General features: G+C 51.8%; 19 protein-coding genes. 5 read left to right on the top strand and 14 right to left on the bottom strand.

What is annotated here, in order from left to right; all coding sequences use genetic code 11:
• Nucleotides 1-158 precede the first annotated feature (158 nt).
• On the bottom strand, nt 159-2,639 hold the full coding sequence (locus N7387_RS04555; RefSeq protein ID WP_279797235.1) for an autotransporter outer membrane beta-barrel domain-containing protein: 2,481 nt from the start codon (nt 2,637-2,639) through the stop codon (nt 159-161).
• A gap of 908 nt (nt 2,640-3,547) precedes the next feature.
• On the opposite strand from N7387_RS04555, the gene pfkA reads away from it, so the two are divergent.
• Complete coding sequence (gene pfkA, locus N7387_RS04550; RefSeq protein WP_025151989.1) at nt 3,548-4,525, top strand: 6-phosphofructokinase; 978 nt, start codon at nt 3,548-3,550, stop codon at nt 4,523-4,525.
• A gap of 263 nt (nt 4,526-4,788) precedes the next feature.
• Nucleotides 4,789-5,391, top strand: a complete 603-nt coding sequence (locus N7387_RS04545) for a phenylacetic acid degradation protein (protein WP_279797232.1) — start codon at nt 4,789-4,791, stop codon at nt 5,389-5,391.
• A gap of 96 nt (nt 5,392-5,487) precedes the next feature.
• Here the strand turns inward: N7387_RS04545 and tpiA are convergent, their stop codons facing one another.
• Both tpiA and N7387_RS04535 read right to left on the bottom strand, forming a co-directional pair.
• Nucleotides 5,488-6,258 carry a triose-phosphate isomerase gene (gene tpiA / locus N7387_RS04540; protein ID WP_025151987.1) on the bottom strand — a complete coding sequence of 257 codons (771 nt, stop codon included), beginning with the start codon at nt 6,256-6,258 and terminating at the stop codon, nt 5,488-5,490.
• A 133-nt stretch (nt 6,259-6,391) separates the two neighbouring features.
• Nucleotides 6,392-7,012 (bottom strand): DUF1454 family protein, encoded by a 621-nt coding sequence (locus tag N7387_RS04535; RefSeq protein WP_279797230.1) that lies wholly within the window; start codon nt 7,010-7,012, stop codon nt 6,392-6,394.
• Between the two features lie 57 nt (nt 7,013-7,069).
• Between N7387_RS04535 and N7387_RS04530 the strand changes: the two genes are divergently transcribed.
• Entirely contained in the window at nt 7,070-7,498 is a 429-nt protein-coding gene (locus tag N7387_RS04530; protein WP_279797228.1) for a DUF805 domain-containing protein, read from the top strand.
• A 34-nt stretch (nt 7,499-7,532) separates the two neighbouring features.
• Here N7387_RS04530 and fpr read toward each other — a convergent pair whose 3' ends face one another.
• Nucleotides 7,533-8,282 (bottom strand): ferredoxin--NADP(+) reductase, encoded by a 750-nt coding sequence (gene fpr, locus N7387_RS04525; protein ID WP_279797226.1) that lies wholly within the window; start codon nt 8,280-8,282, stop codon nt 7,533-7,535.
• A 325-nt stretch (nt 8,283-8,607) separates the two neighbouring features.
• Between fpr and emrD the strand changes: the two genes are divergently transcribed.
• A complete protein-coding gene (emrD, locus tag N7387_RS04520; RefSeq protein ID WP_262862616.1) occupies nt 8,608-9,795 on the top strand; it encodes a multidrug efflux MFS transporter EmrD in 1,188 nt (395 codons plus the stop codon).
• A gap of 69 nt (nt 9,796-9,864) precedes the next feature.
• On the opposite strand, the gene glpQ is transcribed toward emrD, so the two are convergent.
• From glpQ to N7387_RS04500, 4 genes are all read right to left on the bottom strand, one after another.
• Nucleotides 9,865-10,947 carry a glycerophosphodiester phosphodiesterase gene (gene glpQ / locus N7387_RS04515; protein WP_279797223.1) on the bottom strand — a complete coding sequence of 361 codons (1,083 nt, stop codon included), beginning with the start codon at nt 10,945-10,947 and terminating at the stop codon, nt 9,865-9,867.
• Between the two features lie 14 nt (nt 10,948-10,961).
• On the bottom strand, nt 10,962-12,314 hold the full coding sequence (gene glpT / locus N7387_RS04510) for a glycerol-3-phosphate transporter (protein ID WP_274369912.1): 1,353 nt from the start codon (nt 12,312-12,314) through the stop codon (nt 10,962-10,964).
• Between the two features lie 319 nt (nt 12,315-12,633).
• Nucleotides 12,634-14,160, bottom strand: a complete 1,527-nt coding sequence (gene glpK, locus N7387_RS04505) for a glycerol kinase GlpK (protein WP_279797219.1) — start codon at nt 14,158-14,160, stop codon at nt 12,634-12,636.
• A 69-nt stretch (nt 14,161-14,229) separates the two neighbouring features.
• Nucleotides 14,230-15,048, bottom strand: coding sequence for an aquaporin (locus N7387_RS04500; protein WP_279797217.1), 819 nt, complete (start codon nt 15,046-15,048; stop codon nt 14,230-14,232).
• Nucleotides 15,049-15,363: 315 nt separating this feature from the next.
• Between N7387_RS04500 and zapB the strand changes: the two genes are divergently transcribed.
• Nucleotides 15,364-15,606 carry a cell division protein ZapB gene (gene zapB / locus N7387_RS04495; RefSeq protein ID WP_004236611.1) on the top strand — a complete coding sequence of 81 codons (243 nt, stop codon included), beginning with the start codon at nt 15,364-15,366 and terminating at the stop codon, nt 15,604-15,606.
• Nucleotides 15,607-15,904: 298 nt separating this feature from the next.
• On the opposite strand, the gene rraA is transcribed toward zapB, so the two are convergent.
• From rraA to cytR, 6 genes are all read right to left on the bottom strand, one after another.
• Nucleotides 15,905-16,444, bottom strand: coding sequence for a ribonuclease E activity regulator RraA (rraA, locus tag N7387_RS04490; protein ID WP_279797213.1), 540 nt, complete (start codon nt 16,442-16,444; stop codon nt 15,905-15,907).
• A 127-nt stretch (nt 16,445-16,571) separates the two neighbouring features.
• A complete protein-coding gene (locus N7387_RS04485) occupies nt 16,572-17,501 on the bottom strand; it encodes a 1,4-dihydroxy-2-naphthoate polyprenyltransferase (protein WP_262860781.1) in 930 nt (309 codons plus the stop codon).
• Nucleotides 17,502-17,615: 114 nt separating this feature from the next.
• Entirely contained in the window at nt 17,616-18,950 is a 1,335-nt protein-coding gene (gene hslU / locus N7387_RS04480; protein WP_262860780.1) for an HslU--HslV peptidase ATPase subunit, read from the bottom strand.
• A gap of 11 nt (nt 18,951-18,961) precedes the next feature.
• A complete protein-coding gene (gene hslV, locus N7387_RS04475) occupies nt 18,962-19,492 on the bottom strand; it encodes an ATP-dependent protease subunit HslV (RefSeq protein ID WP_015422392.1) in 531 nt (176 codons plus the stop codon).
• Between the two features lie 100 nt (nt 19,493-19,592).
• A complete protein-coding gene (gene ftsN / locus N7387_RS04470) occupies nt 19,593-20,399 on the bottom strand; it encodes a cell division protein FtsN (RefSeq protein WP_262860779.1) in 807 nt (268 codons plus the stop codon).
• A 77-nt stretch (nt 20,400-20,476) separates the two neighbouring features.
• Complete coding sequence (gene cytR / locus N7387_RS04465; RefSeq protein WP_279797339.1) at nt 20,477-21,505, bottom strand: DNA-binding transcriptional regulator CytR; 1,029 nt, start codon at nt 21,503-21,505, stop codon at nt 20,477-20,479.
• Nucleotides 21,506-21,590: the final 85 nt, after the last annotated feature.

The following is a 21,590-nucleotide window of genomic DNA, read 5'->3' as shown; positions in this document are numbered from 1 at the left end:
AAGTAGCACCCAAGAAGTTTTTCCTTGCCATAGACACCATCCCTGTCTTTTACAGCCCCTCTCGAGGGGCTTTTTTTTATCTGTTTTTTGGGTACCGGAGATGCAGCCGGTAAAAAAAAGCGGCCTTGCGGCCGCCGTAATTGAATCACAACGAGAAATTAAAAGTTGTAGCGCACGCCGATATTGCCGTGCAGCGGCGATTCCGTTTTGTCGCCTTTGCGGTAATCGATTTCCGCATACGCCTGAATCTGCGGCGTGAAACGGACTGTTAACCCGCCGCCGGCTTTCAGGCTGTCCCCGGAGAAATCGGTGTCAAACGTATTGCGTTGGTTAATGGTCACATCATTATTGCTGATAAACTCATGCTGCCAGGCCAGTGTGGCGTAAGGGGTGATAATCACCTGATTGTTCAGAGTGAAATCTTTCCCCGCGTGCAGGCCGAGTTCGGATTGCAGGGATTGCTGTGCATCCAGTTTTGCCTGCATATTATTGTTCAGGTGAACTGATTTGCTGTCCGCACGCATATAGCTCAGGCGGGCATACGGCTCGGTCCGGAAGGCGTCCGGCAGATCAAAGGAGTAACCGGCTTCTGCGGATGCGCCGTAAGCATTCTGTGAATAATCCCCGCGGATGCTGCTGCGGTTGGTGGAAACCGCACGTAACTCATTGTTAAAATGGTTATATTTCAGCACACCATCGAGATACCAGCCGTTATCTGAGAACCAGGTGGCGTAACCCCCGGCAGTGACACTGTCGATGCTGCTTTCGCCGCCGCGCTGATGCTTCAGTTTGACATCGTTATAGCCGGTAAAGACGCCGAGCCACAATTTGCCGTTTTCCAGCGGGACGGATTTATCCGCACCCAGCTCAAAACCGGCCTGATTCAGTTTAAAATGTGTGTGTCCGGTGCCTGCACGGGTTCTGTCGCCGGTCAGGCGCACCCATACCCCCGCATCGCCCTGATTATCCCGTAATTCGCCGCGGCGGAACCGCAGATTATCGAGTTCGTGATTAAAAATCAGCTGCGGCGCGGCAGACATGGATAACACTGCGTCGGTGGACGGTGTGGTTTTATTGTCCGGAACAACCGGCGGAACCGGCTTTTCAGGCTCGCCGGGTTCACCGGTATTGTCATCTTTCTGAGCCGCCAGATACCAGATTTTGCCGTTCTGCTCATCACGCTGATAGAGCGAGTACATATAGGTCCCGCTGTCCACCGCATTGATATTGGTACCGTCGAGGGCGCTCAGGCGGAACTGTGCATTGCTGCTTTCGTCCGTGATTACATCAAGACGTGACTCATCCGGACGGGTAATTTCAGCCCCGGAATCCTGTACATTCAGAGCATGGTCACCACTGCCGTTACGGATGGTGAGGTAATCCCCCTGTTGCTCCGCAATGGCTGTGTTCATATAGAATGTCTGGCTGCCGGAGAGATTATCAATGGTCAGATGGCTGTACCCGGCATTGACCGGCGCAACAAACCGGACCTGCCCTTGTCCGCTGAGCGAACCGGCAAAGGCGGTATTCCCGGTATCGCCGGTGATCACCAGCAGGGTGCTGTCCGTGCCGGATAAGATAATATTTTCCGCATATGCCCCGGCATCCGCAGCCAGTCTGTCTTCCGCACCGGCAGTCAGCTGTACCTGAGACTGCTGATTAACGGTGGTGACGCCGAGGAGCTGTGCGCCGGCCGCCAGCCAGCTTTTGGCGCGATCACTCAGTGTGGTATCTGTCGCGGAGGAGGCTTCGTAAATACGTTGTACGGCGGTGTCATAGAGTTTGTTATTAATCGCTTGTCCGCCGCCTTTAATAATCTGGGCACCACCGTTTTTTATCCGGTTAACTTCCGCAATACCGGCAGCAGCGGTGGTATTTTGACGGAAAATATATTGCTGACCGCCATCAACGGTTGTATTGGTGGCTTTGGAATCATCGACAACATATTGCCGGGCCCCGGCGTTCACGAGGGTATTATCGGCAAACCCTTTGCCGTGCAGTTGCTGTAATCCGCCGTTATTCACAACGGTATCCAGGGATTTACCGTCCTGCTGGACATATTCATAACCGCCGTCATTAACCTGTGTTCCGGTTGATTCCCCGCCCAGGTAAATAAATAATTTCCCGCCGCTGTTGACGGTATTATTTTCAGACTGGCCCGGATCATCTGCTGTACCGGTATTACTGACATAAACAGTTCCGCCGTTGAGTACGGAATCTTTTAATGTTCCGCCGTCCAGAACACGGATTAATCCGCCGCTCTGAATATCAATACGGCTGCCGGTAGCCGGAAAACCGGTGTGATACCCGTCCACAGCGATGTTAGTATTTTTTCCTATCCAGGCTTCAGCGCCGCCCTGAACCCGGGAATCCTCAAACAGGCCAAGCACACTGAGTTTACTGCCGCTCAGCAGGGTCAGCTCTTTGGCAATCCCGATATAGTCTGCGGGATCGCCGATAACCGATGCGCCAACCTCATAGCACTGATCCGCGGTGAGTTCTCCGGTGAGTGTTGAGCTCCCGCCGTAAGTGATACTGCCTCTGTCACCACAGAATGTTTCTGCCATCACCAATGAAGGCGCGGTGGTAAAAATAACGGACAATATGGCGAGATGTAATATTTTCTTTTTTGGTTTCATGAGTGATTCCCTGGTGTCGGTATATATAACAAAAGCCATTTCGTCAGACGAAAAGGGTAAATATTTAAAGCAGTTATTTTTATTTATGAGATAAGTATCTTATTTAAGATTTGTTTAATCAACGGAGGGCAAAATACATATTTACGTAGTTTTTTTTAATTTTATTTGGTGGGAATGAATCTTAATACACAGGATGAATGAAGGTAATCTGATGGTTTTTTTATTTTATTGGCCAGTATAATATTCTTGTTAAGTCTGTTTTTGGGTTAGTATTGTTGTTTAAATTCCGGATTTGATTTACCGGAGGAAATGGCGATACCCGTGATATGAGTAACGATGATGGTGTGATAAATATTAAATTAGTATGTCTGAATGTTACTAATATTCTTGTTTTTAATACCTGCCATAAGTAATATTCAATAATTGCAAAAAAATATTATATAAAATTCTATTACATTAATTATGTCACAATGTAAATTCTTACATAGTTTATTACTGTTTGTTTTCATTAATTACATAATGTGCGGAGAATCCGGATATATATTCTTCTCCGGATGTGATTTTTTATTTCAAATTCCGGTTTTTACTCCTCTCTTTCCTGTAACGCATTTTTTGTGAAAAAAATGTTTCGGATACGCTAATTATTTTCTGTTTTTCGGGTATCCTTAACGGGTATGCTGAATAATATCCGGTTATGACGTACCGGTGTTTCCGGTGTCTCAAAATGACAAAAAAATCCGCAAAGGTAGGTGCATCCGGCGAAACCTTATTTTACTATAGGGTTAGGTGAATCAATTCAGCACCGCATTACAGCAGTGAATTCCCGAAGCCTGACCGGGGAAGCGTGGTAACATGCCGCTCAGGTTTTTCAGATTTACACATATTACATCTGCAAATCAGAGGTCATCATGAGCAAGAAGATCAAACGAATCGGTGTGCTGACAAGCGGCGGTGATGCGCCGGGCATGAATGCCGCGATCCGCGGCGTCGTCCGCGCTGCGCTGTCAGAAGAGCTGGAAGTTATCGGGATTTATGACGGCTATCTCGGGCTGTATGAAAACCGGATGAAACAGCTCGACCGCTTCAGTGTCTCTGATGTGATCAACCGCGGCGGTACCTTCCTCGGGTCAGCTCGTTTCCCGGAATTCCGTGATGATAAAGTGCGGGAAACGGCGATTGAAAATATGCGCAAAAACGGCATCGACGCGCTGGTGGTTATCGGCGGGGACGGTTCCTATCTCGGCGCCAAAAAACTGACCGAAGCGGGTTTTCCGTGCATCGGTCTGCCGGGCACTATCGATAATGACGTGGCAGGAACCGATTACACCATCGGCTATTTTACCGCGCTGGAAACCGTGGTTGAAGCGATTGACCGCCTGCGTGATACCTCCACATCCCACAAACGTATCTCTATTGTGGAAGTGATGGGGCGCTATTGCGGTGACCTGACGCTGTCTGCCGCCATTGCCGGAGGCTGTGAATTTATCGTTCTGCCGCCGAACGAAGTGGAATACAGCAGTGATGAACTGATTGCAGAAATCAAAGCCGGGATTGATAAAGGTAAACGCCATGCCATTGTAGCGATCACCGAACATGTCACCGATGTGTATGAACTGGCGCGCCAGATCGAAGCAACAACACATCACGAAACCCGCGCAACGGTGCTGGGCCATATCCAGCGCGGCGGTTCACCGGTGGCGTATGACCGTATCCTCGCATCCCGCATGGGCGCATATTCTATTCAGTTACTGCTGGAAGGTTACGGCGGCCGCTGTGTCGGGATCCAGAATGAAAAACTGGTTCATCACGATATTATTGATGCGGTGATGAATATGAAGCGGGTGTTTAAGAAAGACTGGTATGAGACCGCGAAGAAACTCTACTAAAAAATCCTCGTCATCCTTCAGTCCGTGGCCGTGTTGGCTGCGTTCGCCCACCCCGGTCACATACTGGTGTATGTTCCCGGGGATGTTCTCACTTTGCCGCCTTGCCACAAACTGAATGATTTAGAGGATTACGCGAATTGTCCTTCAGCCTGTGGCGGTGTTGGCTTCATTCATCGCCCGGGTCACATACTAGTGTATGTGACCCGGGATATCCTCACGTTGCTGCCTTGTCACACATTTTTTGTTGCATCTCTGTCTGTAACATGGAGAATTTAAAAGAAATCGGATACCGGATTCATAAGGACAGTGGGGCAGACCTCAATATGCATATTATTATTGCTGCAATTTCAGCATTAGCGGCGCTTGTATGGGCGTTACATTCATTACAAAACTCAGGTGTTGATCTGAATTCGTTTAATCCGTTTACCTGGGCCCGGCGAAGAAAGTGGCAAAAACAATACGGGGTGAAACCGATTTATAATTTACCGACGGCAACAGAAGCGGCTGCCGTTATTATTGTCGGGGCTCTGAAGCAGGAAGGGGAAATATCCCGGGAACAAAAACAAACGGTAATTACGCTGTTTACGGATAATTTTAACCTGGAAAATCAGGATGCTGCGGACTTGTTTTCCTCATCTTCACATCTGGTACATGATAACGAACTGAATTTTGATCAAAGTGTCCCTCATATACTTAAATTGAGTATGAAGCAATTTACACCTGAAATGGTTGTGACATTCCTTTCATTATTAGAACGTGTGGTGACGCTGGAGGGGAAACCGGCAAAGGCACAGACAGATATTATTGACCGGGTGCGGGAGACATTTAAACGTGCAAATAAAAATAATATAAACTGGAAAAACTAGTTTTTTGTTATTTAAAACGACAGTACCGGTTCTGATTTCACGGAACACACAAAAAAAGCGGCGATTTCGCCGCTTTTTGCTGTCCGGAATCCGGGATTATTTTGCCGCTTTGGCTGCGGCAGCAGCTTTGACGATCACGCCGAACGCATCGGCTTTCAGTGATGCGCCGCCGACTAATGCACCGTCGATATCCGGCTGAGTGAACAGCTCTGCGGCATTTTTATCGTTCACGGAACCGCCGTACTGGATGATGACCTGCTCTGCCACTTTCGCATCTTTTTTCGCGATATGGCTGCGGATAAATTTGTGGACTGCCTGTGCCTGGGCAGGCGTGGCGGATTTGCCGGTACCGATAGCCCAGATAGGCTCATAGGCAATGACCGCGCCGAGGAAAGCGTCTGCACCCTGGGTATTCAGAACAGCATCAATCTGACGTGCGCAGACTTCTTCGGTTTTACCCGCTTCATTTTCCGCTTCGGATTCACCGATACACAGTACCGGGGTCAGACCCAGTTTTTTCAGGACAGCGAATTTTTCTGCCACTAATTCATCACTCTCACCGTGGTAAGTACGGCGCTCGGAGTGACCGATAATGATGTACTGCGCGCCGATATCTTTCAGCATTTCAGGGGAGGTTTCGCCGGTGAACGCACCGGAGAGATTCAGGCCGGTATCCTGGGCACCCAGCACAATGGAGGAGCCCGCCAGAACCTGTTTGGCCTGAGAGAGATAAATTGCCGGTGGTGCGATCGCAACATCACATCCGGTGACATTACCGATTTCATGACGCAGAGCGGTGATCAGCTCATGAACCATTTTACTGCTGCCGTTCAGCTTCCAGTTACCCATGACTAAGGGATGTCGCATTGTATTTCCTCCTGCCGGAATGAGTTAAATGACTTCAGCTTTATTACCATTGTCCGCGCAGAGCGGCGAACAGGCAAACAGAGAGACAGTATAGTGAAAGCGGCGCGAAATAGCTTTGCTTTTCGGCCACTGTTTACTGTGCCGTTTCACTATTAGATAGCGAAAGCTTAATCGGTTCAATAGCGAAAGTTACCCCATTTTTACTATCAACTACCAGAAGATAACGTAATGCACCGAATTGAGAGGCGTAAGTGCCGGTTTTGAAATCCGTTGCCAGCGCCCGGCTCAGGGCGGCATCAATATTGCTTTTATTGAGTGTCGGCTCGAACTGAATAATCAGTGCTTTAATATAGGCCAGCATCAGGTCCCGGTTGTTTTTTTCCGCCGTACTGTCCGCACCGGGCAGCAGTGTCAGCTGGAGACTTTTGATTTTTTCACTGTCGCGCTCAAGGACGGCAGAGGAGTAAATATAAGGGCTGATGCGGGTTGCCGCCCGCAGATAGCTGGCAGTAATGTCGTTTGAGGCCACGACTTTGTATTCCCGCAATGGCAGCAACGGGTTGTTGCGGTTAAACTGTTCGCGCATAACGGGGATGGTGATGCCGAAGGCGGGCGCATCTGCCTGAAGCCAGAGCGCTTCCGGTGAGCAGGGGATGGGGATCAGTACCGTATCACCTGCCGCAGCGGATGTGACAGGCAGCAGTGTGCATCCCGCTGTCAGGGCGGTCAGTACGGTTTTTTTGACTGCGTTCATAACGGCTCCCTGTGATCTGTCTGCAACATAACCAGTGTACACGATTAGGAAAGAGAAATGACACTACAACAATGGGCGTTTTCGTTTCACGGGCGGATCGGCCGCAAAGCATTCTGGGCGGGGATCGGCGTGTGCGGCGCAGTGCTGTTTCTCCTGATGTCATTACAGGGGCTGTTTCAGTTACCTGTTGAAGTGATTATGGTACCGGTACTGATGGTGATGTATCCGGCAGCCGCAATTTTTACCAAACGCCTGCATGATCGCAATAAACGCGGCGGCTGGGCATTGATGCTGGTGATGGCGTGGGCGCTGACCACACCGGACTGGAGCCTCGCCGGTGACTTCTGGCAGTGGGGACTCGGGCGTTTTCTGCCGATTTTTATTGTGATGATCATGGTGCTCGACTGCGGTGTGTTTAAAAGTCTTGATGAGGGCAACCGCTTCGGGGAAAACACACAGCCGGTGGATAAAATCGACGGCCACTGAGGCGGAGACAGCGGGCGAACCCGCTGTCAGGGTATCACCAGTATTGCTCGCTGGTGATATGCCCGGGTTTGCGGCGCAGGTGTTTGCGCATTTCCCGCTCCGTTTTCAGCAGATTTTGGGTATCTTTCACCATCTCCGGGTTACCGCACAGCATCACATGGCTGCTGTCGGCGGTCAGCGGTAAGCCGGCGGCGGCTTCCAGCTCACCGGAACTGATCAGCGCCGGGACCCGGCCATGCAGTGAGCCTTCCGCATGTTCCCGGCTGACGACAGCCACAATCCGCAGTTTGTCACTCCTGAGGTTTTTCTGCAGTTCCTGCATCAGCGGCAGATAGCTCAGGTCGGCGGCATAGCGCACGGCATGTACCAGCACAATATGCCGGAACCGATCCAGATCTTTGCCATATTGCAGAATGGATAAAAACGGGCCGATGGCGGTGCCGGTGGAGAGCATCCAGAGGGTGTCGCAGTCCGGTACTTCATCAAGCACAAAAAAACCGGCCGCTTCATCGGTGATCAGCAGTTCATCTCCCGGGATCAGGGCTGCCAGACGCGGACTGAGTTTACCGTCGCCGACGGTGACCAGGTAAAATTCAAGATCATCATCATCCGGTGCATTAACATAAGAATAAGCGCGCTGTATGCGTTCGCCGTCAATTTCCAGGCCGAGTTTGGCGAATTGTCCCGCCGTAAACGGGCGGACAGGTGCCTGAACATGCAGGCTGAATAAGGTATCAGTATGGTGTGTGATACGTGTGACACGTCCTGTGATCCAGTTTGACATGCATAACCTCCGTCAGTCGCAGAATGGTCGTTATTAATATGTAAACCAGTGTAATAAGCCAACGGGGAAAAATGTATCGATTAAATGCGTCAGAGGATCCTGTCGCATGAATACGATAAATCAGGATGAACTGTACAGTTTAGTTGCCGGAAACAGCATAAAAACGGTCGTTTGGTAACAAAAATAAATGTGTGAACTATCTCCCAAAATTTTTTTAATTTGCTATTTTATAGGGTATCGCAAGTATGACTGATTCTGGCTGTAATTATCACTGCCGGAATTGTGCTGTGCCCTCCCGGTAACAATGTAAAGACTGACAATAAAAATGAAAAAACTGGAAAATTTTCATCTGCTGGTAATGCTGATTGCGCTGATTGCTGTCGGACAAATGACGCAGACGGTGTATGTACCGGTAATAACGGATATTGCGCTGGATTTCGGCGAACCGGCGGGTGCCGTGCAGAGTGTGATGGCGGCGTATTTATTTACCTATGGTGCATCCCAGCTTATTTACGGGCCGATCTCAGATAAAATCGGCCGCCGTCCGGTGATCCTCACCGGGTTATTTATTTATGTGTTATCCACGACTGCTGCGCTGTTTTCGCCGAACCTGACCATGCTGGTGATTGCCAGCGGGTTGCAGGGGCTGGGGACCGGGGTGGCCGGGGTGATGGCCCGGACCATGCCGCGTGATTTATATACCGGGATTTCCCTGCGCTATGCCAACAGCCTGCTGAATATGGGGATCCTGGTCAGCCCGCTGATTGCCCCGATGCTCGGCGGTGCGCTGGCGTTTTTCTTCGGCTGGCGCGCCTGTTATGCGTTTTTGCTCCTGCTCGGCCTGGCGGTGGGTTACAACATGTGGCACAAGCTGCCGGAAACCCGTCCGCCGATGAAAGAGAAACCGAAAATGTGGGCCTCTTTCCGCCTGCTGCTGACCAACCGGACATTTGTGCCGTATCTGGCGATGCTGATTTGCGGCCTGGCCGGGGTGGCGGTATTTGAGGCCTCCAGTGGTGTGCTGATGCGTGACGGCCTGGGGCTGAGTAGTATGGCGGTGAGTATTCTGTTTATTCTGCCGATCCCGGCAGCATTTTTCGGTGCCTGGTTTGCCGGGCGGGACAGTAAATCCTTCAGTTTTCTGGTGTGGTGTGCGGTAATCTGCTGCCTGGTGGCCGGTGCGCTGATGTGGATCCCGGGGCTGCTGGGTGTGATGAATGTCTGGACGTTACTGATCCCCGCTGCATTGTTCTTTTTTGGTGCCGGGATGCTGTTTCCGCTGGCCACCACGGCGGCAATGGAGCCGTTCCCGTATCTGGCGGGGGCTGCCGGTGCACTGGTGGGCGGACTACAGAATGTGGGTTCCGGTGTTGCCACCTGGATTTCAGCACTGATGCCGCAGGGCGGGCAGGGCAGTGTCGGCCTGCTGATGCTGGCAGTCTCCGTGATTATGGTGCTGTGCTGGCTGCCGCTGGCTCACCGGTTGCAGAATCAGCAGCCGATGGCATCCTGAGTCAGGCTTCTGAGATAAAGAAAACGGGCACTGTTGTGCCCGTTGTTGTTTTGTTCCGCAGCGGAGTGATCACTGATGCAGTTTATGTTTTTGCAGAAACTGTACGCCTTTGTCCGGAAAATCAGTAAATAACCCTTCTGCTCCGGCCTGAATATAAATAGCATCAAATAACTGTTCAGTGTTCTCCGCATACGGCGGTAAGGCATCCGCGCGGACAGTAAACGGATGGATCATCAGTTGCGAAGCGTGTGCCTCTTTTGCCATCGGCGTCAGGGTGATGTGCCCCGGTCTGGACTCCTTGCTGATAAGCATATGATAATCAGGCCCGATGCCATCAGCATATGCTGCGATTTTACTCATCGCACCGGGAGACATCATCCAGTCATAGTTATAGTTGACCCATTTGCCTTCCGCATTCTGCTCAAAGGTTTCCTGCCAGTCGGTGTAAGCGATCAGCTGTATCAGCATCAGATCCATCTTCATTTCCGGCATCAGTTCATTTTTGATGCGCTTTAATTCATTCGGATCGAAACACTGAAGAAATACCCCGGAATCTTTAGTCTGGTAGCCGTAAGCTTTCAGCACTTCCAGGGTTTTACGGGTGATATCTTTACCTTCCTGGTGGTGGAACCACGGCGCTTTGATTTCCGGGTAAATCCCGGTGTTTTTTCCGGTGGAATGATTCAGACCCTGAATGAACTCAAGTTCTTCCTGAAAGGTATGAATACGGAAATCTGATTTTCCCATCGGAAAACGACCCGGATATTTTTGTACCGGTTTACCGTTTTCGATTTCAAATCCTTCAGTAAATTTCAGGGACTTAATTTCCGCGAGAGTAAAGTCGATAGCGTAGTAACGGCCATCTTTACGTGCGCGATCCGGAAAGCGTGTTGCCACATCGGTAACACGGTCGAGATAATGATCATGCAGGACGATGAGTTCATCATCTTTGGTCATCACCAGATCCTGCTCCAGATAATCAGCACCCTGCGCATATGCCATCGCTTTGGCCGGCAGGGTATGCTCCGGCAGATAGCCGCTGGCACCGCGATGTGCAATCACAATCTTATTGTCTGCCGCAAAAGCGGCAGAGCCGCAGAGCACGGCACCCGCAAGGGCACTGACAAGATAAAACTGACGGGATATATTCATCTGTCTGTCTCCGCTTAGGCTTTATTGCGGGCGATTTCATCGTGGTGTTTTTTCTCACCACGCATGACCACAACTAACAGGATCACAGCGAGCACACTGCCGCCAATCATGACACCAAAACCGCCATTCCAGCCGAAATAATCCACGGTAAAGCCGACGATGGCACTTGCTGCCACCGAGCCGCCGAGGTAGCCGAATAACCCGGTAAATCCCGCTGCGGTACCGGCTGCTTTCTTCGGTGCAAGCTCCAGGGCGTGCAGGCCGATCAGCATGACCGGGCCGTAAATCAGGAAGCCGATGGTGATCATACACGCCATATCAACCGCCGGGTTTCCCGGCGGGTTGAGCCAGAAGACCACGGTGGCGATGGTGACCAGTGCCATAAAGAACACCCCGGTTGCACCGCGGTTTCCTTTAAAGACTTTATCTGACATCCAGCCGCACAGCAGTGTGCCGGGGATCCCCGCCCATTCATACAGGAAATAGGCGACAGAATAGCCCGTTATATCGAAATGTTTGACTTCCCGGAGATAAGTCGGTGACCAGTCCAGCACGCCGTAACGCAGCAGGTAAACAAAGACGTTAGCAAAAGCGATATACCACAGTAACTTATTCGGCAGGATGTATTGCATAAAGATCTGTTTTGCCGTCAGTTCAACTTCGCTGTTCTCTGTATAATCATCAGGATAGTCGTTTTTGTACTCTTCGATTGGCGGCAGGCCGCAGGATTGCGGGGTATCCCGCATCAGGGCAAATGCAATGAGTGCTACCAGAATGGCGGCAAATGCCGGCATATAAAACGCGGCTTTCCAGTCACCGAACCAGTACATTCCCAGCAGCATCAGCATCGGCGGTAAGCCGCCGCCGACGTTATGGGCACAGTTCCAGACAGACACAATCCCGCCGCGCTCTTTTTGTGACCACCAGTGGACCATGGTGCGTCCGCACGGCGGCCAGCCCATCCCCTGGAACCACCCGCAGAGAAACAGCAGGATAGCCATAATCCAGACGGAAGAGGTTGCCCAGTCGCAAAAGCCCATGATTAACATGACAGCGGAGGCAAGAATAAGTCCGGTCGGGAGAAAATAGCGTGGGTTAGCCCGGTCAGAAAACGATCCCATGATAAATTTGGAAAGACCGTAAGCAATGGAGATCGCCGATAATGCCGTACCGAGTTCGCCTCTGGAGAACCCTTGTTCCATCAGGCTGGGGAAAGCAAGGGCGAAATTTTTCCGGACCAGGTAATAGGCAGCATAGCCAAAAAAGATCCCCATAAAGATTTGCCAGCGCAGACGGCGGTATACCGGATCAATACGATCGGCACTGAGCCGCTGAATATGCGGCGCAGGTTTAAACAGGCTTAGCATAGACATCTCCTTCGCTAAGTATTTATCAGTGTGCGGTGATGAAGTTTACCGGAACAACGGCGGTTTTCTTCATGTATTTTCCTTTGCGCTCACAGACTATTCGTTTTTATTCGTTATTACTGTGAATTCCAGCACAAGATGTTACATATTGATTACAGTTGGTTAATTTTTGTGATCGCGGTGGCATATCCGGGAATTTAATCTGCAGGCAGGTACTTTTACAGAGTGAGGTGGTTTTTTGTTCTGGTGATAATTGTTGTTTTCGCGCATAAAAAACCGCCGGTATTAACCGGCGGCAGAAAGGTAAAACTCAGAGGGATTAGCTGTGGTCTTCCCAGTCCTGTGCGCGGGCAACGGCTTTTTTCCAGCCGTTATAACGGACATTCCGTTCCGTGGTTTCAATGCCCGGACGGAAGGTTTTCTCGATGGTGGATTTGGCTTTTATTTCCTCCAAATCCTGCCAGAACCCGGTGGATAACCCGGCCAGCAATGCCGCACCCAGTGCGGTACTTTCGCGGATCAGCGGGCGTTCCACAGACGTGCCCAGGATATCGGACTGGAACTGCATCAGGAAATTGTTTGCCACCGCACCGCCATCGACACGCAGTGCCTTCAGACGGGTTCCGGCATCGGCCTGCATGGCTTCCAGTACGTCGCGGGTCTGATAGGCGATAGATTCCAGCGTGGCGCGGATCAGGTGATTACTGTTCACTCCCCGTGTCAGACCGAAAATGGCTCCGCGTGCATACGGATCCCAGTAAGGTGCACCGAGGCCGGTAAAGGCGGGCACCACATACACACCATTACTGTCTTTGACTTTGGTGGCGAAGTATTCGGAATCGGTGGCATCAGCAATGATTTTCATCTCATCACGCAGCCACTGGATGGAGGCTCCGGCCACAAAAACCGCGCCCTCAAGGGCATAATTTACTTCACCGCGCGGACCGCAGGCGATCGTGGTCAGCAGGCCGTGTTCAGACAGCACCGCTTCGTTACCGGTGTTCATCAGCAGGAAGCAGCCGGTGCCGTAGGTGTTTTTCGCCATGCCCGGCTGAACACACATCTGACCGAACAGTGCCGCCTGCTGGTCACCGGCAATACCGGCGATAGGAATACGGGTACCGCCTTTCCCGCCGATGTTGGTTTTGCCGTAGATCTCTGATGATGCTTTCACGTCCGGCAGCATGGCACGCGGAATGCCGAACAGATCGAGGATTTTCTGATCCCACGCCAGTGAACGGATGTTATACAGCATGGTGCGCGAGGCGTTGGTGTGATCAGTGACGTGCACACGTCCCTGAGTCATGCGCCAGACCAGCCAGGTATCAACGGTTCCGAACAGTAATTCCCCTTTCTCCGCCTTTTCCCGCGCACACTCAACATTATCGAGGATCCACTTCACTTTGGTGCCGGAAAAATACGGGTCGACCACCAGACCGGTGTTTTCCCGGATGTAGCGGACCATTTCTTCATTCTGCTTGAGACCGGTGCAGTAATCTGCCGTCCGGCGGCATTGCCAGACAATCGCATTATAAACCGGTTTGCCGGTCTCTTTTTCCCAGACGATGGTGGTTTCGCGCTGGTTGGTGATACCGATAGCGGCGACTTCGTCCGGATGTACGTCCGTTTTGGCGAGGACTTCCGTTAAAACGGAACTCTGTGTGGCCCAGATTTCCATCGGATCATGCTCCACCCAGCCCGGTTTCGGGTAGATTTGGGTGAACTCGCGCTGCGCGATATCGATAATATTGGCATTACGATCAAAAAGTACCGCCCGTGAACTGGTGGTTCCCTGATCCAGCGCGACGATATACTTTTTCTCACGGGTGATTGTTTCTGTTGTCATAATTAAACCTGTTTTATTTCTGAGTGAACAAACACGCGATAACGTCAGAGTACGTGATTCGCTGCGGTATTATTTTTCGTCTCCGGTATCACACACTTCACACGGCAGATGACGCCCGATGAGTTTGCGGTAGCCGAATGCACCGAGTAACCCGCCGACGACCGGCGCAAACATCGGCACCAGGAAATACGGGATATCACGCCCGCCGGTGAAGGCGATATCTCCCCAGCCTGCGAGGTATGCAACTACTTTCGGGCCGAAGTCACGGGCAGGGTTAAGGGCGAATCCGGTCAGCGGACCGAAGGAGCCGCCGATAACCGCAATCAGCAGGCCAATCAGCAGCGGTGCCAGCGGGCCGCGCGGTACACCGTTGCCGTCGTCGGTCAGTGCCAGGATAAGGCAGACCAGGATGGCGGCGATCACCACTTCGATAAAGAACGCCTGGCCCACACTGACTGCTGCTGCCGGATAGGTGGAGAATACCCCGGCAGTAAAGAGGCTTTCCGGTGAGCCGCGCACAATATGATGCACCTGGTCATAATCAAGAAACACATTGTAATACATTGAATACACCAGTGCTGCGGCAGCAAATCCGCCGAGGAATTGTGCCGCGATATACGGAATGACTTTGCGGCGATCAAAGCAGGCAAACAGCCAGAGCGCGAGTGTGACCGCCGGGTTGAGATGCGCGCCTGAGATCCCGGCTGTCAGATACACTGCCAGTGCCACACCCAGACCCCAGATGATACTGACTTCCCATAATCCCAGCTGTGCGCCGGCAATACGAACCGCAGCCACACAGCCTAAACCAAAGAAGACCAGCAAAGCTGTACCCAGGAACTCGGAAAGACATTGTCCGAAGAGGGTCGGAGATTTTAGTAGACTCATAGTATCAATCCTGATAGTGCAAAATTAGGGTGAAATAAGTGTGAATTATTAACAAATGATGTTCTTCGTGTATCAGACATATGTCTGAGTGTGAATTTATCGTTAATGTTCGTAATCGAGAAATAACGAAATCAAGAACTGTGGTTTGTGTCAAAAAATTGAGCGATTTCGCATATTTTGTAACAGGGATGCAACATTCAGGCTGATAATTGCCGGATTTTATTCTGCGGCATTATGGGGAATACACGTGATGTGACTGGACACATTGATAACACCTACTTACAATCAGAGCATCGCTTACAAGGAGGACGCAAGATGTCATTTGAAGTATTTGAAAAGCTGGAAGCAAAGGTCCAGCAGGCTATCGACACCATCACCCTGTTACAGATGGAAATCGACGAATTAAAAGAAACGAACAATAACCTGAACCGCGAAGTGCAGAATGCCGCCGGTGCCCGTGAGTCACTGGTGCGTGAAAACGAACAGCTGAAGCAGGAGCAGGCAGGCTGGCAGGAGCGTCTGCGGGCTTTGCTCGGAAAAATGGACGACGTCCAGTAATTACGCGTCATCCTTCGCCCTGTGGCTGTGTTGGTTTCGCTCAGCTCCCCGGTCACATACTGATGTATGCTCCCGGAGCTCTTCGCTTCACCGCCTTGCCACAGAACGAATGATTTAGCGTAATCGCGGTTTTGATGCTGTGGCTGTTTAGCGTAATACGGGTATTGTTCTGTGGTGCTGACTTCATTTGTCCGCCTTACTGCAAATAACTGATTGAGTGTGATGCGGTTTTATATGGCGTCATAACGACAAAAGGGCGGATATCCGCCCTTTTTGCTGTTTGTGTATCTGATGAGGATTATGCTTCGGTCAGCTCATCTTCATCTTCATCGTCATCATTTTCTTCCGGCAGGGTCAGCGGGATATCAGACAGAATAATCCCGGTGTTATCCGCATACAGATAATCGCCGGAGAAGAACGTCACGCCGCCGAAATTCACGCGGATATCACTGTCACCGATACCTTCTGAACCGCAGCCTGCCGGAATGGCGGCCATGGCCTGAATACCGATATCCATTTCTGCCAGGTCGTCCACCTGACGCACCGCGCCGTATACCACAATACCTTCCCAGCCGTTCTGCACTGCCAGTGCCGCGAGTTCCGCATCAACCAGCGCGCGGCGGACAGAACCGCCCCCGTCAACGAGCAGAATACGGCCTTCTCCCTCTTCTTCCAGGAGATCAAAGAGCAGTCCGTTATCTTCAAAGCATTTTACGGTGGTGATTTGCCCCGCAAACGATGAACAGCCCCCGAAGTTGGAAAACAGGGGTTCAACGACATTCACATTTTCCTGGTAAATGTCACAAAGCTCGGAGGTGTCGAAGGTATCATTTTTCATAGGATTTTACGTCTGGTTGCTGCCGGATACAGTCAGTATAGCCCCTTCGCACCGTTGTTTGCAAAATCAACAGCGACCGCTTTCCGATCTGAATCAAGAAAGCGGCAGATTTCGGCGTAAATCCCGGTTACAGACGCTGGCAGATAAGCCCTGCGGAAAACAGGATATTGACCAGCAGTGCGGCTTTCACCATCTGTTCCAGCAGCGGGCGCATTCCCGTGGCGGTCATGTCACCCAGCACACGTCTGATATGCATAAACAGTACCGGTGCGGAAAGCAGGAACAGCCAGCTGTACCAGCCGTGCAGATAGAGCAGGGTAAAAAGCACCAGGCACAGGAACGCCGCTGTGATCACGGCGGCGTGGTAATAGCGGGATTTCAGCGGACCGAGGCGGACAGCCAGGGTATTTTTCCCGGTCAGGATATCATTTTCGATATCGCGCATATTATTGATATTCAGCACCGCAACTGACAGCAGTCCGCAGGCGGTCGCGGGCAGAATGGTCAGCGGGCTGAAAAAACCGGCCTGCAGGTAATAGGTGCCTATCACGCTCAGCCAGCCGAAAAAGATCAGAACAGAAATATCACCCAGCCCGAGGTAGCCGTAGGGTTTTTTCCCGACCGTATAGGTGATTGCAGCGATAATCGCCGCCACACCTAACCCCAGAAAGCCGATAATATCTTCCGGTTTCTCGCAGGCGACAATAATCAGCGCCAGCCCGGACAGGCAGGCGAGCGTGACGGTCAGAATCAGTGCCTTTTTCATCTGAGCGGCGGTGATCACACCTTTTTGCATACCGCGCAGCGGGCCGAGGCGCGCTTCGGTATCGGTGCCTTTTACCGCATCACCGTAGTCATTGGCCAGATTCGACAGGATCTGCAGAATCCCGGTGGTGATAAGGGCGAGCAGGGCAACAGGGAATTTAAAGTGACCGGTCCAGTAAGCCAGCGCGGAACCGGTAATAATCGCGATCACCCCGAGAGGTAATGTTTTGGGCCGCAGGCTTTCCAGCCAGGCTTGGGTACGGCTGATGGCCGGTGAAGGGGTGACTGACATTGAAACTCGCTTACTTTTCAGAATGTAATAATAACGACAAAAAATAATAACGCAGACTGCCGGGCGGATGATACCCGCGCAGTCTGAATAATATTATGTCTGATTATTATCGAATTACAGAATAAAGCGACTTAAATCTTCATCAGCCACGAGCTGATCCAGATGATCTTTCACGTATTCCGCATTGATCTCAATGGATTGGCCCTGTTTTTCACTGGCGTCATAGGAAATTTCTTCCATTAATCGTTCCAGCACCGTGTGTAAACGACGGGCACCGATATTTTCGGTGGTTTCGTTGACCTGCCATGCGGATTCCGCAATTTTACGGATGCCGTCAGCGGTGAAGGAAATATCCACACCTTCGGTAGCCATCAGTGCTTTGTACTGAACGGTCAGTGAGGCGTTCGGCTCGGTCAGGATACGCTCGAAATCTTCAGTGGTCAGTGCCTGTAATTCCACACGGATAGGCAGGCGGCCCTGTAATTCCGGGATCAGATCAGACGGGCTGGAAACCTGGAACGCACCGGAGGCGATAAACAGGATGTGGTCAGTTTTGACCATGCCGTGCTTGGTGGAGACCGTGCAGCCTTCAATCAGCGGCAGCAGGTCGCGCTGAACCCCTTCACGGGATACGTCCGGCCCGGAGGACTGACCGCCGCGCTTACAGATTTTATCGAATTCATCGATAAACACGATACCGTGCTGTTCAACGGCTTCAATGGCCTGCTCTTTCAGCTCTTCCGGATTCACCAGTTTGGCGGCTTCTTCCTCAACCAGCAGTTTGAAGGCTTCTTTAATCTTCATTTTGCGTGGTTTTTGTTTCTGTCCGGCCAGGTTCTGGAACATGGACTGTAACTGGCTGGTCATCTCTTCCATGCCCGGAGGTGCCATGATTTCCACACCCATTGGTGCGGCAGAGACTTCAATTTCAATGTCTTTGTCATCCAGCTGGCCTTCGCGCAGTTTCTTGCGGAATGCCTGACGGGCTGCAGACGGCTCTGCCTGGGTGTCAGTCTGACCCCAGTTATTTTTCGCCGGCGGGATCAATACATCGAGAATACGTTCTTCGGCCATTTCCTCAGCACGGAAACGGTTTTTCTCGATGGATTGCAGGCGCACCATTTTCACGGCGGAATCCGTCAGATCGCGGATGATGGAATCCACTTCTTTACCGACATAACCCACTTCGGTGAATTTGGTGGCTTCAACTTTGATAAACGGCGCATTGGCCAGTTTGGCGAGACGACGGGCAATTTCCGTTTTACCGACACCGGTCGGGCCAATCATCAGAATATTTTTCGGGGTGACCTCGTGGCGCAGCTCTTCATTGAGCTGCATACGGCGCCAGCGGTTACGCAGTGCGATGGCGACAGCGCGTTTGGCTTTATCCTGGCCGATAATATGGTTATCGAGTTCGCTGACAATTTCGCGTGGAGTCATTTCGGACATAACGTCGATCCTTATGCTTTTGAAGGTAATTCTTCAAAATTCAGATTGTGGTTGGTGTAGATACAGATATCACCGGCAATAGTCAGTGCGCGCTCCGCGATTTCCCGGGCACTCAGATCGGTGGTTTCCAGCATGGCGCGGGCTGCTGCCTGGGCGTACGGGCCGCCGGAACCAATGGCAATCAGATCATTTTCAGGCTGAACGACATCCCCCTGTCCGGTGATAATCAGCGATGCGGTTTCATCGGCAACGGCCAGCAGGGCTTCCAGCTTGCGCAGCATACGGTCGGTACGCCAGTCTTTGGCGAGCTCAACGGCGGCTTTTGTCAGGTGCCCCTGATGGAGTTCAAGTTTGCGTTCAAACAGTTCAAAGAGGGTAAAGGCATCCGCGGTGCCGCCGGCGAAACCGGCAATGACTTTGTCGTGATAGAGGCGGCGGACTTTGCGGACATTACCTTTCATGACGGTATTACCCATTGTCGCCTGCCCATCACCACCAATTACGACCTGGCCATTACGGCGAACACTTACGATTGTTGTCATGAGTCAGCCCCTGGTTGTGCTAAAGGATGGAGAGAGGCCGCCGGATATATTCCCGGCGGCACAGAATTAACTTCAGATATGGGGGGAGGGCTGAAGGATTTCAACCCCCGGCGGCGCGAAGAATACAATTTGTTACGCCGGCATCAGCGGCACGGCTTTTCACCGATTGCGCGGCGGATTTTTCATACGGGCCGAGCATCACCCGATACCAGCCGCCACCCTGTGAGACGCGGCTTTCGATACCGGAGAAGGCGAGACCGGCGCGGACTTCCTCAGCCTGACCATTTTCACGGAATGATCCGCACTGGACTAACCAGCGTTCAGGTGCGGCCTGCGGTTTTTCCTGCACCGGCTTTGGTTTCTCAGCCGGTTTTTCTGCCGGTTGCGGTGCAGGACGGGTTTCCGGCTGCATACGCAGCTGCGGATCCTGACCGGTAACGACGACCTGAGAACGCGGAACAGTGCCGTTTGCCGGTACTTCCTGCAACTGAACCGGTGCCTGCTGCATATCAGACTGCATCTGCTCCAGCAGCTGCCGCTGTTCCGGGGTTAGTCTGGCACCCGGGTCAATGCGGTTAGCCGGTGTCTGCGGGTTGGCGTAATACTGTTCCGGTACCCCGGCTTCGCGGTTTTCCAGCTCTTTGATATAACGCCAGCGCTCCTCCGGGATCGGCGGGAGCCCGTTGCCGGTACTCTGCTGATGTGCAGGCGGAATGATGCTGTCAGAAGCGGTCTGACTTTTTTTGTTATGGACCAGATAGAACAGGCCGCCGACAAAAACGACCACCAGTGCCACGGCGATCACCAATGTGGTGAACGGCAGGCCTTTCGCCTGACTTTTCTTCCGTGATTTACTTTTTTTACGCGGCGCAGAGCGTCCGCGTCCCACATAATCTCGTTGTGCCACTGTTTCAATTCACTAATAAGTCGGTTAAGGAAACATCTTATTCAGCGTTATATGTTACTTAACCTTACGGTTTTTGCCTAGCTTTTAGGCGCGCAGGCACTTTCTCTGATGATTAAATCAGAATCCAGCAGGCGCGAACCTTTTGCCACGGTGTGTCCCTGCAACTGTTCCAGCAGCAGTAAAAAAGACTGACGGCCGATTTCATAGCGGGGTTGTGCGATCGTTGTCAGGGTCGGCGAACAGTATTGTGCAGCCGGTAAATCATCGAAACCGACAACCGAGAGATCCTGCGGCAGTGTCATCCCCTGTTTTCTGGCCGCCCAGAGCACGCCGATCGCCATAATATCGTTATGGCAGAAAATGGCCGTCGGCGGTTCCGGCAGTGCCAGCAGCTGTGCGGCACATTCCGCACCACTCTCGTGGGTAAAATCACCGCGCACCAGATACTCTTCCCGCACCGGCATTCCCATGCGGCGCATAGCCTGAATATACCCTTCGACACGGTACTGACATAACGGCAGCGCTTCCGGCCCGGAAATACAGGCGATACGGGTGTGTCCGAGTGACTGTAAGTAGTGTGTGGCATTAAAGGCGGCGGTCAGGTTATCAATATTGACCGTCGGCAGCTCCAGCTCCGGGGCAAATTCGTTAGCCATCACCATCGGCGGGAAGTGGCGCTGTTCATCATGGCGGTTGTCAAACGGCACATCGGAGCCGAGCAGCACCATGCCGTCAATTTGTTTGGTCACAATCAGATTCACAAAGGTGTGTTCCGGCTTGTGCTGATAACGGCAGTCGCCGATCAGGACCAGATAGCCGTGTTTGGCGGCCACTTCCTCAATACCGACAATAATATCGGTAAAAAACGGATCGCCGATATCCGGCACAATCACCAGAATGGTGCGGGATTCATTACGTTTCATCCCCCTGGACAGATTATGCGGGTAATATCCCACTTCCAGAACAGCATTTTCCACTTTCTGCCGTGTCTGCACGGACACTTTCTCCGGGTTCATCAGTGTCCGCGACACGGTCGCGGTTGAGACGCCCGCGGCTCTGGCGACATCTTTCATTGTCGCGCCGGTATCGTTGCGGCGTGGTTCCATCATTAATTCCTTTGGTTACCCTGTAAGTGTATCGATTGCGCGGTTTTTGTGATCATTATGGTCCGCTGTATTTTTCACATGCCTG

Origin of the sequence: Morganella sp. GD04133 (assembly GCF_029835375.1) — a bacterium.
Taxonomy (GTDB): domain Bacteria; phylum Pseudomonadota; class Gammaproteobacteria; order Enterobacterales; family Enterobacteriaceae; genus Morganella; species Morganella morganii_B.
Note: the sequence above shows the minus strand (reverse complement) of the source record. Positions and strands in the feature narration are given on the sequence as shown.

Coding starts and splice junctions, on each gene's coding strand:
- N7387_RS04555 (WP_279797235.1), bottom strand. CDS start 2,639: ATGAAACCAAAAAAGAAAATATTACATCTCGCCATATTGTCCGTTATT.
- pfkA (WP_025151989.1), top strand. CDS start 3,548: ATGAGCAAGAAGATCAAACGAATCGGTGTGCTGACAAGCGGCGGTGAT.
- N7387_RS04545 (WP_279797232.1), top strand. CDS start 4,789: ATGGAGAATTTAAAAGAAATCGGATACCGGATTCATAAGGACAGTGGG.
- tpiA (WP_025151987.1), bottom strand. CDS start 6,258: ATGCGACATCCCTTAGTCATGGGTAACTGGAAGCTGAACGGCAGCAGT.
- N7387_RS04535 (WP_279797230.1), bottom strand. CDS start 7,012: ATGAACGCAGTCAAAAAAACCGTACTGACCGCCCTGACAGCGGGATGC.
- N7387_RS04530 (WP_279797228.1), top strand. CDS start 7,070: ATGACACTACAACAATGGGCGTTTTCGTTTCACGGGCGGATCGGCCGC.
- fpr (WP_279797226.1), bottom strand. CDS start 8,282: ATGTCAAACTGGATCACAGGACGTGTCACACGTATCACACACCATACT.
- emrD (WP_262862616.1), top strand. CDS start 8,608: ATGAAAAAACTGGAAAATTTTCATCTGCTGGTAATGCTGATTGCGCTG.
- glpQ (WP_279797223.1), bottom strand. CDS start 10,947: ATGAATATATCCCGTCAGTTTTATCTTGTCAGTGCCCTTGCGGGTGCC.
- glpT (WP_274369912.1), bottom strand. CDS start 12,314: ATGCTAAGCCTGTTTAAACCTGCGCCGCATATTCAGCGGCTCAGTGCC.
- glpK (WP_279797219.1), bottom strand. CDS start 14,160: ATGACAACAGAAACAATCACCCGTGAGAAAAAGTATATCGTCGCGCTG.
- N7387_RS04500 (WP_279797217.1), bottom strand. CDS start 15,048: ATGAGTCTACTAAAATCTCCGACCCTCTTCGGACAATGTCTTTCCGAG.
- zapB (WP_004236611.1), top strand. CDS start 15,364: ATGTCATTTGAAGTATTTGAAAAGCTGGAAGCAAAGGTCCAGCAGGCT.
- rraA (WP_279797213.1), bottom strand. CDS start 16,444: ATGAAAAATGATACCTTCGACACCTCCGAGCTTTGTGACATTTACCAG.
- N7387_RS04485 (WP_262860781.1), bottom strand. CDS start 17,501: ATGTCAGTCACCCCTTCACCGGCCATCAGCCGTACCCAAGCCTGGCTG.
- hslU (WP_262860780.1), bottom strand. CDS start 18,950: ATGTCCGAAATGACTCCACGCGAAATTGTCAGCGAACTCGATAACCAT.
- hslV (WP_015422392.1), bottom strand. CDS start 19,492: ATGACAACAATCGTAAGTGTTCGCCGTAATGGCCAGGTCGTAATTGGT.
- cytR (WP_279797339.1), bottom strand. CDS start 21,505: ATGGAACCACGCCGCAACGATACCGGCGCGACAATGAAAGATGTCGCC.